This is a genomic window from Conyzicola nivalis (genome assembly GCF_040548875.1).
In the GTDB taxonomy this organism is placed as follows: Bacteria; Actinomycetota; Actinomycetes; order Actinomycetales; family Microbacteriaceae; genus Conyzicola; species Conyzicola nivalis_A.
Map to the genome: position 1 here is coordinate 937,686 of NZ_JBEPSJ010000001.1, position 15,759 is coordinate 953,444.

The following is a 15,759-nucleotide window of genomic DNA, read 5'->3' on the forward strand; positions in this document are numbered from 1 at the left end:
CAACTTTAGTGCCGCCGCGCGGAGCGCTTGGCGCGCGCAGCGAAAGCGTCGAGGGCGTCGAGCACGTCGGGCGCCTCCCAGTACCGGTTGCGCGACGCCGAACCGATCTGACGCAGGATCCCGTCGCCGACGAGCCGGTCGATCCCGGCCTGTGCGTTGACCGGTGCGAGGCCGAGGGCGAGGGCGACCGCGCCGGTGTTGACGACGGGCTGGCGCTGCAGGACGTCGAGCAGCCGCCTGCCGGCGGAGCCGGACCGCGCCGACGTGACCGTGTTCCACCGCGCAGAGACCGCCGTCAGGTCGGCAACCAGTTCGCGCCCGTTGCCCACCGCTGCGAATGCCGCCTCGGCGAAGGCCTCGACGATGGGCACGAGGTCTCCCGCGCGGTACGCGTCGAGGGCGGCGAAGTAGCGCCGGGTGTCGGCGAGCAGACCGGCGGAGACGGGCACCGTGACGTGGCGTGTGAGCCCGTGACGGCGCATCATCGCCTGCACGAGGGCGCGGCCGGTGCGTCCGTTGCCGTCGGAGAACGGGTGGATCGTCTCGAACTGGGCGTGCGCGATCGCCACCTGCTGCAGCACCGGCAGATCGGTGCGGCGCGCGAACCGCATGACGTCGCTCATGAGCGCGCCGACCCGGTCGGCGTGCGGGGCGACGTAGTCCGCGCCGTGCGGGCTGTTGCCCGCTCCCCCGATCCACACCTGTTCGCCGCGGAAGCCGCCGGTGACCTCGACGCGGCTGTCTTCGAGCAGCACCCGCTGCATCTCGACGATCATCCCGGTGTCGAGGTCGTCGGAGAGCGCGATCGCCGCCTCCATGGCCCGCACGTTGGACACGATGAGGCGGGCGTTCGGGGTGTCCCTGGTCGAGACCTCCGCCAGCGCTATCGCCCTCGCGCCGCTCGTCAGGTTCTCGATCTCCGAGCTCGACGCGCTCTCGCTGCGCAGCAGGATCGCCGGGAACGGGGCGGCGATCGCCCCCACCTCGGCGTCGAAGCGCACGATCTCGGTCGTCGCGTCCTCCGCAGCCGCCGCCGTTTCGACCGGAATCGCCGGGGTCAGCGCGGCGATCTCCGCGGGAACGGCGGCCTCGTACGGGCCGCGGGCGCGCAGTGCCTGCCGCCGGGAGGTCGAACCCGGACCGGCGGACGAGACCCAGGAATGCTCTTCCATCCCGACGGCCGGCCAGACATTCGTGATCATGACGCCATTTTAGCAACGGTTAGCGCTGTAACCATAGCTAGACGCCGGTCGAAGAGGGCAAAGAAAAAGCCCCCGGCGAACCGGGGGCTTATCTGTGAGCGATACTGGGATCGAACCAGCGACCTCTTCCGTGTCAGGGAAGCGCGCTACCGCTGCGCCAATCGCTCAAACTGTGTACTGCACATTCATCTTACGAGGTGAAGACGGGATTCGAACCCGTGTAGACGGCTTTGCAGGCCGCTGCCTAGCCTCTCGGCCACTCCACCAGAGGCGGAAGCCTCCGGCGGACCGACTGCTCCCACTCGAGCGGATGACGAGATTCGAACTCGCGACCCCAACCTTGGCAAGGTTGTGCGCTACCACTGCGCCACATCCGCATTTGCGCGCATTTCTGCGTGCTTTGAAACTATAACCAATAGATTCGACGAGGGCGAATCCACGACACGCGTACGTGCAGCGATTATGGCGCGGTTCTCCCGATTTGCGGGCGAATTGCGGGCGAAATCCAACGAAATAAAGTTCTCAGGGCCTCAATCCCGTGATTTCGCCGACGGTGCGCTAGGGGTGGAGCGGTACGCACGAGTGCGCTTTCGCCCCCTCGAATCTCCGATATGATCGATTGTCTGCCAGCGTGAGAACGCGGGACACTGAGGGCGATTGGCGCAGTTGGTAGCGCGCTTCGTTCACACCGAAGAGGTCATCGGTTCGAGTCCGGTATCGCCCACCCTCAGTCGAAGGCCCGAGATCATCACGATCTCGGGCCTTTCGCATTCGCCGGCGACTCCCGCTCATTTACGATTGGCGGATGACACAGCCCGCAATGAGACGGTCCCGGTTTCCCGTGAGATTCCTCGGGGGCGTGCGGCTGCTCGGCGCGGGGCTCAGGATGTGGATCACCGACCCGCGCATCATGCTGCTCGGCGCGGTGCCCGCCCTCATCGTCACCGCCGTGTACATCGGCGGCGTCGTGCTGCTGGCCAGCCACCTCGACGGCATCGCGGAGGCGGTGACGCCGTTCGCCGACGAATGGGACGAGGGCGCGCGCACCACCGTGCGGGCCGCCGCGACGCTCGCGATGCTCGCCGCGGCGCTGCTCGTCTTCGTGTACACCTTCACCACGGTGACCCTGGCGGTCGGCAGCCCGTTCTACGAGCGCATCTCACGCAAGGTGGAGGCGCGGCTGGGCGGCATCGACTCCCCCGTCGAACTGCCGTTCTGGCGCGGCGTGGGCCGTGGCATCCTCGACAGCGTCCGTATCCTGCTCACCACTCTCGGCGTCGCCGTCCTACTGCTGTTCTTCGGCTTCATCCCGCTCGTCGGCCAGACGCTCGTCCCGGTCTTCGCCGCGCTGGCCGGCGGCTGGTTCCTGGCGCTCGAGCTCACCGCGTTCTCCTTCGAGGCGCGTGGCTACACCGGCACCGCCAAGCGCCGCACGCTGTCGGCCGACCGTGCCACCACGCTGGGGCTCGGCGTCGCCACCTACCTCGTGTTCTTCATCCCGTTCGCCGCGGTGATCGTGATGCCCGCGGCGGTCGCGGGAGGCACCATGCTCGCCCGCCGGGCGGTGGCGGCCCCGCAGCAGGCGCCGGCCGTCAGCCCAGCGGGTTGAGGATGCGGTGCAGGAACTGCTTCGTGCGCTCCTGCGTCGGCGCCACGAGGATCTGAGCCGGGGCGCCGCGTTCGACGACGACGCCGCCGTCCATGAAGACGACCTGGGTCGCCACCTGTCGTGCGAAGGCCAGCTCGTGGGTGACGATGACCATCGTCCAGCCCTCGTCGGCGAGCTCCTTGATCACCGCGAGCACGTCGCCGACGAGTTCGGGGTCGAGCGCCGACGTCGGCTCGTCGAAGAGGAGCAGGTCGGGTTTGAGTGCCAGCGCCCGCACGATGCCGACCCGCTGCTGCTGCCCGCCTGAGAGTTCGAAGGGGTAGTCGTCGCGCTTCTCGAGCAGGCCCACCCGGTCGAGCAGGCGTTCGGCGTCGGCCTTCGCGACGGCCACCGGCACCTTCTGCACCTGCACGGGACCCTCGATGACGTTCTCGAGCACGGTCTTGTGCGGAAACAGGTTGTTGTGCTGGAAGACCATGGCCGAGCAGTCGCGCAGGGCGAGGAGGTCGCGCTTCGAGACCTTGGTGGAGAAGTCGATCTCCAGCCCGCTCGCGAAGGTGACGGTGCCCCCGTCGGGAACCGAGAGGCTGTTGAGGCTGCGCAGCACCGTGGTCTTGCCCGAGCCCGACGGACCGATGAGCGCGACGACCTCGCCGCGGCGCACCTCGAAGTCGATGCCTTTGAGAACCTCGTTGTCGCCGAACGACTTGTGCAGGCCACGCACGGCGATCACCGGGGCGGCATTCGGGTCAGTGGGCGACATAGCGGTCCAATCTCTTCTCGAGAACATTCTGGCCGCTCGACAGCGCGAGGCAGATGAGCCAGTAGATGAGGGCCGCCTCGAGATAGAGCAGCATGAACTCGTTGCTGAAGGTCGCGATCTCCTGCGCCCGGCGGAACAGCTCGGTGACGAGGATGAGCGAGGCGAGCGAGGTGTCCTTGACGAGGCTGATGAACGTGTTCGACAGGGGCGGCACGGAGACGCGGGCGGCCTGGGGCAGGATGATGCGGCGCAGGGTCTGCCGCCGGGACATCCCGATGGTGTGCCCGGCCTCCCACTGCCCGACCGGCACGCTGAGGATCGCGGCCCGGATGACCTCCGCCGCGTACCCGCCGACGTTGAGGGCGAAGGCGATGATCGCGCTCGGCCACGGGTCGATGAGCACCCCGAGCGACGGCAGCCCGTAGAAGATAACGAACAGCTGCACCAGCAGCGGGGTTCCGCGGATGATCGAGATGTACACCCGCGCCGCCCCCGAGACCACGCGCACCCGCGAGAGGCGTGCGAGCGCGACGCCGAGGGCGATGGCCAGCCCGAGCACGAAACTCATGAGGGCGAGCGGTATCGTGCCGGTGATCGCTCCCGACAGGATGGGGCCGAGCGAGCTCCAGAGCAGGGCCCACTGGGATTCGGTCACTCGGTGACGTCTTCCCCGAAGTACTTCTCCGAGATCTCGGCGAGCGTGCCGTCGGCGCGCAGCTCGACGAGGGCGTCGTTGACCGCGTCGATGAGAGCGGTCTGGCCCTTCTTGACCACGAAGGCGTTACGGGACGGGTCATCCGTCTCGGCCGCGACCTTGAGGGTCTCCCCGGCGCCGGCCTCCGTCGTCGTGTAGTCGAGGAACGTCAGCTTGTCGTTGAGGGTCGCGTCGACGCGCCCCTGTTCGAGCAATGCCACGGCCTGTGCCCAGCCCTCGACGGCTTCGACCTTGGCGCCGTTCTGCTGGGCCAGCTCGTACCAGTTGCTCGACAGCGACTGCGCCGTCGTCTTGCCCTCGAGGCTCTCGAGCGAGTCGATGTCGGTGTTGTCGCTGGCCACGATGACCACACCCGGGCTCACGGTGTACGGCTCGGAGAGCTCGTACTTCTCCTCGCGTTCGTCGGTGATCGACACCTGGTTGGCGATGATGTCGAACCGGCCGGCGTCGAGGCCCGCGAAGATCGCGTCCCACTGGGTCTCCTGGAACTCCGGCTCCACCCCGAGCTTCTCCGCGACGGCGGTCGCGATCTCCACGTCGAATCCGGTCAGATCGCCCGAGGCGTCGTGGAAGGTGAAGGGGCGGTAGGTGCCCTCCGTGCCGATAGTGAGCACACCCGCGTCCTGCACGTCGCTGAGGCTCGAGTCAGCGCCGGCCGAGCCCTGCGAGTCCGGTGCCGAGGCTGACTGGCAGCCGGTCAGGGCGATCGTGGCGACGGCGACGATTCCGACGAGTGCGAGGCGGGTGCTGTTCATGGCGATTCCTTCGGTGAATGGGTACGGCCACGATACGTTTCGGATGCGCCCGGGGCGAATTCGTGACTCCGTGTTGCGCGCCAGGAGTGTCAGCCCCGGATACGGCGAAAGGGGTGCCGCTTCCGTGGAAGCGGCACCCCTTCCGGGTGCTGTGGGTGATGAGTTACTTCGAGTCGACGAGCACGTAGCCCTCTTCACCGTGGACCACGGTGTCGATGCCGGCGATCTCGTCTTCGTTCTTGACTCGGAAGCCCATCGTCTTCTCGATGACGTATCCGATCACGAACGCGAGTACGAACGAGTAGATCAGCACGGAGAAGGCGGCGATCGCCTGCACCAGGAGCTGCGTGCCCGAACCGCTGTAGATGAGGCCGGTACCGTTGGCGAAGATGCCCAGGTAGAGGGTGCCGATGAGGCCGCCGATGAGGTGGATGCCCACGACGTCGAGCGAGTCGTCGAAGCCGAGCTTGAACTTCAGATCGATCGCGAGGGCGCAGACAGCACCGGCGACGAGTCCGAGCACGATCGCCCAGAACGGCGACAGCGATCCGCACGCGGGGGTGATGGCGACCAGACCGGCCACCGCACCGGAGGCGGCGCCCACCGACGTGGGCTTGCCGTCCTTGAGCTTCTCGACCAGCAACCAGGCGAGCAGCGCGGCCGCAGGGGCGGCGATCGTGTTGACGAACGCGAGAGCGGCGGTGCCGTCGGCTGCGAGCTCGGAGCCGGCGTTGAAGCCGAACCAGCCGAACCAGAGGAGGCCGGCGCCGAGCAGTACGAACGGCGGGTTGTGGGGAACGCTGACGCCCTTGGCGAAGCCGACGCGCTTTCCGAGCACGAGTGCCAGGGCGAGGGCCGCAGCACCGGCGTTGATGTGCACCGCGGTTCCGCCGGCGAAGTCGATGGTGCCGACTCCGAAGACGTCCTGCAGACCCTTGGTCAGCCATCCGCCGTAGGCGAAGCTGCCGTCGTCGGCGAGTCCGAAGTTGAACACCCAGCTCGCGACCGGGAAGTACACGACGGTGGCCCAGATCGCGGCGAAGACCATCCAGGCGCCGAACTTGGCGCGGTCGGCGATGGCGCCGGATACCAGCGCGACGGTGATGATCGCGAAGGTGGCCTGGAAGGCGGCGAAGGCGAGCGGCGGGTAGGCCGCGCCCTCTGGCGTCTCGAGGAGGTTGGTGAGGCCGAAGGCTCCGGGGTCGACCGCCCACGGGGCGACCGTTCCCTCTGCTGCGGGGAACGCGATTGCGTAGCCGTACAGAACCCAGAGGACTCCGATGAGCCCCATGGCTCCGAAGCTCATCATCATCATGCTGATCACGCTCTTGGCCTTGACGAGTCCTCCGTAGAAGAACGCGAGACCGGGAGTCATCAGCAGGACGAGAGCCGCACAGATGAGAATGAAGGCGGTGTTGCCCTGATCCATTGTCATACCTCTCTAACGATTGCAAGGGATGCACCGCAAGGAGGGCCGCTGACGCATGGCTCGGGTTCCCCGGGTACGCAGCAAGTTTGGAGGCGACACGTTTCAGCCGCTGTGTAACCGTGTTTCGGTCGTGTTACGCGACCGGGCGGCGTGTAAACATCGTGTTTCGCCGCGCTAGGGAATCGCCTACATCCCCTCGCCGGAGGTCAGGGCGATGAGGCGGGAGACGGCACGCAGGTACTTCTTGCGGTAGCCGCCGGCGAGCATGTCGGCGGCGAACACCTGATCGAACGGCACCCCGCTCGCGAGCACGGGGACCTGCGCGTCGTAGAGGCGGTCGACGAAGGCGACGAGCCTGAGCGCGTCGGTCTGGCTGGTGAGCACGTGGACGTCGGTGATAGCCACGGCGTCGAGACCGTCGAGCAGCTTCACGTAGCGGGAGGGGTGCACCTTGGCGAGGTGTGCCAGGACGTCGTCGAAGCGGTCCACCGTGAGGTGGCCGCGGTAGCTGGCGACCGCGGCGGCGAGCTCGTCGTCGCCGAGGGTAACGGCATGCCCCTCGACGTCGCGCCGACGGTAGTCGAGGCCGTCGATGCGGATGGTGGTGAACTGCGCCGACAGTGCGTCGATCTCGCGGAGGAAGTCCTGGGCGGCGAACCGTCCCTCGCCGAGGGCGTTGGGCGGCGTGTTCGAGGTGGCGGCGATGCGGGTGCCGGATGCCACGAGCTCGCCGAGCAGGCGGCTCATGATCCGCGTGTCCCCCGGGTCGTCGAGCTCGAACTCGTCGATGCAGATGACCGAGGCGCCCTTCAGCACCTTCACCGCTCCCGCGAAGCCGAGGGCCCCGACGAGCGCCGTGTACTCGATGAACGTGCCGAAGTACTTGCGTCCGGGCGCGGCGCGCCAGAGCGCCGCGAGCAGATGGGTCTTGCCGACGCCGAATCCTCCGTCGAGGTACAGCCCTGGCAGCACGTCCTTGTTGCGGCGGCGGGAGAACAGCCCGCCCGGCTGCCACGCCGACTCGAACGCGAGCACGGCCGAGACGGCGTCTGCCTGAGACGGGTAGTCGAGGTCGGGACGGTAGCTCTCCACCGTCGCTGTGGCGAACTGACGCGGCGGCACGAGGTGGTCCACCATCTGCTCGCCGGTGAGGGTCGGCTGCCGGTCGGCGAGGTGCTCGTGGTTACGGGTCGCGTCGCTCAACAGTGCCGCCCTTGCGTTTCGAAGTCTTACAGAGACCAGACGTCCCCCGACCCGATTGCGTATCGTCATGGAGGGGCTCTGGCTTTTCCAGCCTAGACCGCCCACCACACTGCACCGGGCACCACCACAGGAGGCACCACATGGCCGTCGAGATCGACACAGCACCCCAGTTCGCCGAATACGCGCACCCCGAGCGGCTCGTCAGCGGCGACTGGGTCGAGGCCCACCTGCACACGCCGGGCGTGGTGATCGTCGAGTCCGACGAAGACGTGCTGCTGTACGAGACAGGCCACATCGAGGGCGCGGTCAAGATCGACTGGCACACCGACCTCAACGATCCCGTGGAACGCGACTACATCGACGGCGCAGCATTCGCCGCACTGCTGGGGTCGAAGGGCATCACCCGCGACACCACGGTCGTGCTGTACGGCGACAAGAACAACTGGTGGGCGGCCTACACGCTGTGGGTGTTCACCCTCTTCGGGCACAGCGATGTGCGGCTGCTTGACGGCGGCCGCGCCAAGTGGGAGGCCGACGGCCGCCCGTTCACGACCGCGCCGGAGTCCGCCGAGACGGTGGACTACCCCGTAGTGGAGCGCGACGACGCACCCATCCGCGCGTTCAAGGACGACGTGCTCGCCCACTTCGGCAACCCCCTCATCGACGTGCGTTCCCCCGAGGAGTTCAGCGGCGACCGCACCACCGCCCCCGCGTACCCGGAGGAGGGCGCGCTTCGCGCCGGCCACATCCCGAGCGCTCAGAACGTGCCGTGGGGAAAGGCGGCCGCCGAGGACGGCACGTTCCGCCCCGTCGGCGAGCTCAACGCCCTGTACCGCGACGGCGCCGGTCTCGCCGACGGTGACAGCGTGATCGCGTACTGCCGGATCGGCGAACGATCGAGCCACACCTGGTTCGTGCTCACCCACCTTCTCGGTTTCGAGGGCGTACGCAACTACGACGGCTCCTGGACCGAGTGGGGCAGCGCCGTCCGCGTGCCGATCGCGAAGGGCTCTGAGCCGGGCGCCGTTCCCGTGGCGCGGTAGATTTAACGGATGAACGACACGCTTCCCGAGGCGCTCGAAGAGATCAAGACCGACTTCCGCGAGCTCGGCCTCAAAGACCGCCTACAGCTGCTCCTCGAGTTCTCCAACGAGCTGCCGGCGTTACCCGCACACTATGCGGAGCATCCCGACCTGCTCGAGCGCGTCGAGGAGTGCCAGTCGCCCGTGTTCATCTTCGTCGACGTCGACGGTGACCGCCTGGTGACCCTCTACGCCACCGCACCGCCGGAGTCGCCGACGACGCGGGGCTTCGCGTCGATCCTCGTGCAGGGGCTCGCGGGCCTCACTGTCGAGCAGGTGCTGGCCGTCCCCGACGACTACCCCTCCGACCTCGGGCTCACCGAGGCCGTCAGCCCGCTGCGCATCCGCGGCATGACGGCGATGCTCGGCCGAATCAAGCGTCAGATCCGGGACCGAGTCGCGGCCTAGCCTTTCGCCGCGGCGGCCGGACGGGGCAGGACGGCGAGCCACGCAGCGATGTCGACGGTCCACCGGGCGGCGTCGTAGTTCCACAGCTTGGTGTGCCGGGCAACGCTGAAGGCGTCGAAGGTCACGATGTCGGGCCGCGCCTCGGCGAGGGCGTGCGACGAGGTGGATGGTACGTAGCCGTCGTCGTCGCTGTGCATCAGCAGCACCGGCCAGACCAGCTCGTCGGCACGGGCGACGAAGTCGAGCCGGGACAGGTTGATCGACTCCGACTGGCCGGTGAGCCTCTTTCCCCAGGTGTTCCCGATGACAGCGAGCACCGCCCTGCTCGCCGCGGCCGGCAGCCGCATCTCGGAACCCTGGAAGCCCAGCACACTCGCCCAGTCGATCACGGGCGAGTCGAGCACGATCCCACTGATGTATCGGGCGTTCGCGGAACGGGTCGCTGCCTGCAGCACGATCGCGCCGCCCATCGACCATCCCATCAGCACGATCCTGCGGGCACCGGCCGCGATCGCGTAGCCGATCGCCGCGTCGACGTCCTTCCATTCGGAGTCGCCGAGCGAGTACCGGCCGTCGGCGCTCCGCGGGGCGTCCACGTCGTTGCGGTACGAGACCAGCAACGACGTGTAGCCCGCCTCGCGGAAGACCGGCACGGCCCGCAGCGTCTCGATGCGGCTCGCGGCACGACCGTGCACGGAGATGACCCAGTTCTCGCCGGGGTCGTCGGCCGGGATGAGCCAGGCGAGGGCGGTCCCCAGCTCCGTCTTCACCTCGACGTTCTCGAACGGGTAGCCGAGCTCGCCGGGAGTGAGATAGAACCAGCCGGTGAGCCGCGCCTTGGCGCCGGCCCCGAGCACCCCGAACTCCACCGAGAGGAGTTCGCGGGTGACCACGGTCGCCGTGGCCGAGAGGATGTCGCCGACGCGGGCGTATCCGTCGCCCTGGTCGAACCACAGTCCGTAGCGGCCGGGCAGGAGCGAGTCCTTGGTCGCGGTGAGGGCGATGGTCGACTCGGCGACGGCGATCACCGTGATGTCCTCCTCGCGCGCTGTCGGCGGGGTGACGACCTTGCGCGCGACCCGCACCGTCAGCGCGGCGGCGGCCAGAGAGGCGAGCGCGGCAGCGCCGACGACCCCCATCGCGGCTGCCCCCACGATACGACCGGCGATCGAGTCGGGCTGCTGTGACGTGGCGATGGAAAGCTCCTGTCGTTTGCTCACCGCGGCGGCGGCGTGCCTCAATCCTAAAAATACCAACAAAGCCTAGTCTTCAGGGGTGCCCGACACACTCTCAGGAACACCGGTCCCGGCGCCCTTCGCGGCAGCCCTCGACGCAGTACGACGCGCGCAGACGCGCGCCGAACTCGTCGTCACCGAGATCCCCGCGCCCGCAGGCCTCGCCCCCTGGTCCATCGCCCTCGCGGCCGACGTGCGTCCCGCGCATCACGCCACCGACTCCGACTACGGAACCGGACGCTTCGTGCTGCTCTACGACCCCTCCGCTCCCGAGGCCTGGGGCGGAGAGTTCCGGGTGGTCTGCTTCGCGCAGGCCCCGCTCGAGACCGACATCGGCCTCGACCCGTTTCTCGCGAGTGTGACCTGGTCGTGGCTCGTCGACGCCTTGGACTCCCGAGGCGCTCGCTACGACTCGGCTTCCGGCACCGCGACCCGCATCCTCAGCACGGGATTCGGCGAACTCGCCGAACAGGGCGAGGGCGCCCAGATCGAGCTCCGGGCGTCGTGGACGCCCCTCGACCACGATGTGACGTCACATGTGGAAGGCTGGAGCGAACTATTGTGCATGCTGGCCGGTTTCCCGCCGACAGCCGAAGGAGTGAGCGTGTTGTCAACTCGTCGAGCGTCGCGTGAGTAGCGACACCCACAACGCCGCCCCGCCCACGCCGGAATCGACAGAGGCCGCCGTACAGGCGCCGCACACGATCGTGCACGTCATCGCGACCCGCGAGGAGTACCTCGCCGCAGTCGACGCGATCGCCGCCGGCCACGGCCCCATCGCCATCGACGCGGAGCGCGCCAGCGGCTACCGCTACTCGCAGCGCGCCTACCTCATCCAGATCTACCGCCGCGGCGCGGGCACCTTCCTCTTCGATCCCCCGCCCATCGGCGACTTCTCCGAGCTCAACGACGCGATCAAAGACGAGGAGTGGATCCTCCACGCCGCCAGCCAAGACCTCACCTGCCTGCGCGAGATCGGCCTGAACCCCACCCGTATCTACGACACCGAGCTCGCCGCCCGACTGGCCGGCCTGCCGCGGGTCGGTCTGGGCACGGTGGTCGAGGAACTCCTCGGCATCCACCTAGCCAAAGAGCACTCGGCGGCCGACTGGTCGACCCGCCCGCTCCCCCAGGCCTGGCTCGTCTACGCCGCACTCGACGTCGAGCTGCTCGTCGACCTGCGCGAGAAAATGGGCGAACTGCTCGAGGCCGACGGCAAGACCTTCATCGCCGACCAGGAGTTCGCCTCCGTCGCGCTGCGCGACTTCACTATCGTGCGGGTCGAGCCATGGCGACGCCTCAGCGGTCTCGCGTCGATCCGCGGCCAGCGCGGTCTCGCCGTCGCCCGCGAACTCTGGGAGGCCCGCGACGACTACGCCCGCGAGATCGACACCGCGCCCGGTCGTCTGGTTCCGGATGCGGCCCTGACCGCCGCGGCCAAGGCACTTCCCGCGAGCAAGAAAGACCTCTCCGCCATCAAAGAGTTCACGGGCCGGGCAAGCCGCTCGCAGCTCGACCGCTGGTGGGCGGCGATCGAACGCGGCATGGCGACGACCGACCTTCCGGCCGCGCGTGCCCCCGGCGAGTCCATTCCCGCGCCCCGTATCTGGAGTGACCGCAACCCGGAGGCCGACAAGCGCCTCAAGGCCGCGAGAGCCGCATTGACCGAGCTCAGCGAGTTCTTCCACATCCCGCTCGAGAACCTGCTCACCCCGGATTCCCTGCGCCGGTTGGCCTGGGCGCCGCCCGAGCCGCTCGCCCTCGACACCGTCGCGAGAGCCCTCGCCGAGTACGGCGCACGGCCGTGGCAGGTTGACGCAACCGCACAGAAGATCGTGGATGCCTTTGTCGAAGCCAGCCAAACAACCGTGCAGGGCGACGAACCCGCTTCGTAGAAACAATCAACGGATTCTCCGGCTAAAAACGGCCACCGTAGTATCGACAACACGCTCAAGTGTTGGAGGCAAAGTGGCCGAGAGAACTGAAGTCGTGTTCGTCGACGGGGTCCGTACCCCGTTCGGTCGAGCAGGCGAAAAGGGAATGTACTGGCAGACCCGTGCAGACGACCTCGTGGTGAAAGCCATGATCGGACTCATGGAGAGAAACGCCAGTCTTCCCCCGGAACGCGTCGACGACGTCGCGATCGCCGCGACGACGCAGACCGGCGATCAGGGCCTCACCCTCGGACGTACGGCCGCCCTGCTGGCCGGCCTGCCGAAGTCGGTTCCCGGCTACGCGATCGACCGTATGTGCGCCGGCGCTATGACCTCCGTCACGACGATCGCCGGAGCGATCGCGTTCGGCGCCTACGACGTGGGCATCGCCGGCGGCGTGGAGCACATGGGCCGCCACCCGATGGGCTTCGACGCCGACCCGAACCCGCGGTTTATGTCGGAGAAGCTCGTGAGCGCAGACGCGCTGAACATGGGCAACACCGCCGAACGCATCCACGACCGGTTCCCGCAGCTCACCAAGGAGCGGTCTGACCGCTACGCCATGCGCAGTCAGCAGAAGGCCTACGCCGCCTACGAGAACGGCAAGCTGCAGCCCGACCTGATCCCCGTCGCCACGCGCAACGAGACCGGCTGGGGGCTCGCCACCCGCGACGAGGCCCTGCGCCCCGAGACCACCATGGAGGGGCTCGCCGCCCTCAAGACGCCGTTCCGTCCGCACGGCCGCGTCACGGCCGGCAACTCCTCCGGGCTCAACGACGGCGCAACCGCGAGCATTCTCGCCAGCGCCGACGCGGCCAAGGAGCTGGGTCTCACTACGAAGATGCGCATGGTGAGCTTCGCGTTCGCCGGTGTCGAGCCGGAGATCATGGGCATCGGCCCCGTCCCGTCGACCGAGAAGGCGCTGCGCAAGGCCGGCCTGACCATCGACGACATCGGGCTCTTCGAACTGAACGAGGCGTTCGCCGTGCAGGTGCTGTCGCTGCTCGACCACTTCGGCATCGACGATGAAGATCCGCGCGTGAACCAGTGGGGTGGCGCGATCGCGATCGGTCATCCCCTCGCGTCATCCGGAGTCCGCCTCATGATTCAGCTCGCCGCACAGTTCGCCGAGCGTCCCGACGTGCAGTACGGCCTCACCGCCATGTGCGTGGGCCTCGGCCAGGGCGGTTCGGTCATCTGGGAGAACCCGCACTACACGGGTAAGAAGGGCAAGAAGTAATGGCTTACGACTTCACCGCGAGCGACTTCGACGAGCTCGCATCGTTCTCGAGCGACGAGGTCGTCACGCACTCCTTCGTGCGCGACGTGCCCATCTCCGGCGGCAAGACCCTGGCCCTCGTCACGCTCGACAACGGTCGCGACCACACCCGCCCGAACACGCTCGGGCCGGTGACTCTGCTCGAGTTCGCCGCTGTGCTCGACGAGCAGAAGGCCCGGGCCGCTCGTGGCGAGATCGCCGGCCTCGCCGTCACCGGCAAGCCGTTCATCTTCGCCGCCGGTGCCGACCTGTCGAAGGTCAGCGACGTTCCGAGCCGCGCCATCGCGAAGCAGCTCGCACAGCTCGGGCACTGGTCCCTCGGCAAGCTGAGCGAGCTCGGGGTGCCCTCGTTCGTGTTCATCAACGGGCTCGCGCTCGGCGGGGGCGTCGAGATTCCCCTCAACGCCGACTACCGCACGATCGACCGTTCGGTGCCCGCGCTCGCGCTTCCCGAGGTCTTCCTCGGCATGATCCCCGGCTGGGGCGGCTCCTGGCTGCTGCCGAACCTGATCGGCATCGAGAACGCGCTCAAGGTCGTCATCGAGAACCCGCTGAAGAACAACCGGATGCTCAAGGGCCAGGAGGCCTTCGACCTCGGTATGGCCGACGCGATCTTCAACCCCGCGACGTTCCTCGAAGACTCGATCCGCTGGGCCGACGGCGTCATCGCCGGCTCGATCAAGGTCAAGCGCCCCAACCAGCCGGGCAAGATCGAACGCACGGTGAAGTGGCCCATCGCCATCGACATGGCCGAGAAGATGCTCACGAGCCGCATCGGCCGGGTCGCCGACTCGCCGTACCGCGCCCTCGAGCTGCTCCGGGCCGCGGCGAAGACCGACAAACACGCAGGCTTCGTCGCCGAAGACGACGCTCTCGCCGACCTCGTCGCCGGCGACCAGTTCCGCGCCAGCATCTACGCGTTCAACCTCGTGCAGAAGCGGGCGAAACGGCCGGCAGGAGCGCCGGACAAGGCCATCGCGCGCAAAGTGACGAAGGTCGGAATCATCGGTGCCGGGCTCATGGCCAGCCAGTTCGCGCTGTTGTTCGTGCGTCGGCTCCAGGTGCCGGTCGTCATCACCGACCTCGACCAGGGTCGCGTCGACAAGGGAGTCGCCGGCATCCGCGCCGAGATCGACGCGCTGCTCGGCAAGGGCCGCATCTCGCGGGACGAGTCGAACCGGCTCAAGGCGCTCGTCACGGGAACGACCGACAAGGCCGACTTCGCCGACTGCGACTGGGTGATCGAGGCGATCTTCGAAGAACTCGCGGCCAAGCAGGACGTCTTCGCCGAGATCGAGAAGTACGTGACGGCCGAGACGGTGCTGGCGACCAACACCTCCTCGCTCTCGGTCGAGCAGATCGGTGCGAAGCTCGCGAACCCGGAGCGACTCGTCGGCTTCCACTTCTTCAACCCGGTGGCCGTGATGCCCCTCATCGAGGTGGTGAACACGCCGAAGACGAACGACGAGACCCTGTCGACCGCCATGGTCACGGCGGCGAAGCTTCGCAAGAACGCCGTCATCACGAAGGACACCCCCGGCTTCGTCGTCAACCGCATCCTCGCCAAGGTCCTCGGCGAGGCCATGCACGCCGTCGACACCGGCACCCCGTTCGAGGTCGTCGAGCAGTCGACGAAACCGTTCGGCCTGCCGATGACGCCGTTCGAGCTGCTCGAGCTGGTGGGCCTCAAGGTCGGCGCGCACGTGCTCGACACCCATCACGCCGCGTTCCCCGACCGGTTCTTCGACAGCGCGAACCTGCACAGGCTCGCCGAGCTGGGGCACATCTTCGAGCGCGACTCCAAGGGCAAGATCAAGGGCGTCGACAAGAAGGCGCTCGAGATCGTCAAGGGCGGCACGACGCCGATGACGGCCGAGCAGCTGCGACTGCGCATCGAAGACGGCCTGGCCGACGAGATCCACCGCATGCTCGAGGACGAGGTCGTCGAGGCCGCGGAGGACATCGACCTCTGCCTGATCCTCGGGGCGGGCTACCCGTTCCAGATGGGCGGTGCGACCCCGTACCTCGACCGCGTCGGCGCGTCGGAGCGCGCCTTCGGGGGCACGTTCCACACCCCGCCGATCCGCGGCAACGCGTAGTCCGACTTGCCGCCGGTCGAGTAGGCCGCCCGCGGCCGTATCGAAA

At 68.0% G+C, this 15,759-nt stretch carries 14 protein-coding genes and 4 tRNA genes; 8 read left to right on the forward strand and 10 right to left on the reverse strand.

Annotated features, from left to right (window positions below):
• Positions 1–5: 5 nt before the first annotated feature.
• The 4 genes from ABIE21_RS04575 to ABIE21_RS04590 all read right to left on the reverse strand — a co-directional run bounded on the left by ABIE21_RS04575 (position 6) and on the right by ABIE21_RS04590 (position 1,579).
• Positions 6–1,202, reverse strand: a complete 1,197-nt coding sequence (locus ABIE21_RS04575) for a Fic family protein (RefSeq protein WP_354023592.1) — start codon at positions 1,200–1,202, stop codon at positions 6–8.
• Positions 1,203–1,297: 95 nt separating this feature from the next.
• Positions 1,298–1,369, reverse strand: a tRNA-Val gene (locus ABIE21_RS04580).
• Positions 1,370–1,397: 28 nt separating this feature from the next.
• Positions 1,398–1,468: transfer RNA gene (locus ABIE21_RS04585), tRNA-Cys, on the reverse strand.
• A 39-nt stretch (positions 1,469–1,507) separates the two neighbouring features.
• Positions 1,508–1,579, reverse strand: a tRNA-Gly gene (locus ABIE21_RS04590).
• A 274-nt stretch (positions 1,580–1,853) separates the two neighbouring features.
• Between ABIE21_RS04590 and ABIE21_RS04595 the strand changes: the two genes are divergently transcribed.
• Positions 1,854–1,926 (forward strand) — tRNA-Val (locus tag ABIE21_RS04595).
• Between the two features lie 81 nt (positions 1,927–2,007).
• Positions 2,008–2,811 (forward strand): EI24 domain-containing protein, encoded by an 804-nt coding sequence (locus ABIE21_RS04600; protein WP_354023593.1) that lies wholly within the window; start codon positions 2,008–2,010, stop codon positions 2,809–2,811.
• On the opposite strand, the gene ABIE21_RS04605 is transcribed toward ABIE21_RS04600, so the two are convergent.
• The 5 genes from ABIE21_RS04605 to zapE all read right to left on the reverse strand — a co-directional run bounded on the left by ABIE21_RS04605 (position 2,795) and on the right by zapE (position 7,679).
• Complete coding sequence (locus tag ABIE21_RS04605) at positions 2,795–3,574, reverse strand: amino acid ABC transporter ATP-binding protein (protein ID WP_354023594.1); 780 nt, start codon at positions 3,572–3,574, stop codon at positions 2,795–2,797. The genes ABIE21_RS04600 and ABIE21_RS04605 overlap by 17 nt on opposite strands.
• Positions 3,561–4,229 (reverse strand): amino acid ABC transporter permease, encoded by a 669-nt coding sequence (locus tag ABIE21_RS04610; RefSeq protein ID WP_354023595.1) that lies wholly within the window; start codon positions 4,227–4,229, stop codon positions 3,561–3,563. The genes ABIE21_RS04605 and ABIE21_RS04610 overlap by 14 nt, the downstream gene beginning before the upstream one ends.
• On the reverse strand, positions 4,226–5,044 hold the full coding sequence (locus tag ABIE21_RS04615) for an amino acid ABC transporter substrate-binding protein (RefSeq protein ID WP_354023596.1): 819 nt from the start codon (positions 5,042–5,044) through the stop codon (positions 4,226–4,228). Before ABIE21_RS04615 ends, ABIE21_RS04610 begins: the two co-directional genes overlap by 4 nt.
• Positions 5,045–5,207: 163 nt before the next feature.
• Positions 5,208–6,473: an ammonium transporter gene (locus ABIE21_RS04620; protein WP_354023597.1), complete on the reverse strand. Its 1,266-nt coding sequence runs from the start codon at positions 6,471–6,473 to the stop codon at positions 5,208–5,210.
• 186 nt (positions 6,474–6,659) lie between these two features.
• Entirely contained in the window at positions 6,660–7,679 is a 1,020-nt protein-coding gene (gene zapE, locus ABIE21_RS04625) for a cell division protein ZapE (RefSeq protein WP_354024405.1), read from the reverse strand.
• A 137-nt stretch (positions 7,680–7,816) separates the two neighbouring features.
• Here zapE and ABIE21_RS04630 point away from each other — a divergent pair, with 137 nt between their 5' ends.
• On the forward strand, positions 7,817–8,719 hold the full coding sequence (locus ABIE21_RS04630; protein ID WP_354023598.1) for a sulfurtransferase: 903 nt from the start codon (positions 7,817–7,819) through the stop codon (positions 8,717–8,719).
• A gap of 9 nt (positions 8,720–8,728) precedes the next feature.
• Positions 8,729–9,166: a SufE family protein gene (locus tag ABIE21_RS04635; protein WP_354023599.1), complete on the forward strand. Its 438-nt coding sequence runs from the start codon at positions 8,729–8,731 to the stop codon at positions 9,164–9,166.
• Here ABIE21_RS04635 and ABIE21_RS04640 read toward each other — a convergent pair.
• Entirely contained in the window at positions 9,163–10,386 is a 1,224-nt protein-coding gene (locus ABIE21_RS04640) for an alpha/beta hydrolase (protein ID WP_354023600.1), read from the reverse strand. The two genes, ABIE21_RS04635 and ABIE21_RS04640, sit on opposite strands and share 4 nt — an antisense overlap.
• Before the next feature lie 55 nt (positions 10,387–10,441).
• Here ABIE21_RS04640 and ABIE21_RS04645 point away from each other — a divergent pair, with 55 nt between their 5' ends.
• The 4 genes from ABIE21_RS04645 (at position 10,442) to ABIE21_RS04660 (ending at position 15,713) form a co-directional block, all read left to right on the forward strand.
• Positions 10,442–11,038: a DUF3000 domain-containing protein gene (locus ABIE21_RS04645; protein WP_354023601.1), complete on the forward strand. Its 597-nt coding sequence runs from the start codon at positions 10,442–10,444 to the stop codon at positions 11,036–11,038.
• Complete coding sequence (locus ABIE21_RS04650; protein WP_436232303.1) at positions 11,031–12,296, forward strand: HRDC domain-containing protein; 1,266 nt, start codon at positions 11,031–11,033, stop codon at positions 12,294–12,296. Before ABIE21_RS04645 ends, ABIE21_RS04650 begins: the two co-directional genes overlap by 8 nt.
• Positions 12,297–12,369: 73 nt before the next feature.
• On the forward strand, positions 12,370–13,575 hold the full coding sequence (locus tag ABIE21_RS04655) for a thiolase family protein (RefSeq protein WP_354023602.1): 1,206 nt from the start codon (positions 12,370–12,372) through the stop codon (positions 13,573–13,575).
• On the forward strand, positions 13,575–15,713 hold the full coding sequence (locus ABIE21_RS04660; protein WP_354023603.1) for a 3-hydroxyacyl-CoA dehydrogenase NAD-binding domain-containing protein: 2,139 nt from the start codon (positions 13,575–13,577) through the stop codon (positions 15,711–15,713). The genes ABIE21_RS04655 and ABIE21_RS04660 overlap by 1 nt, the downstream gene beginning before the upstream one ends.
• Positions 15,714–15,759 lie beyond the last annotated feature (46 nt).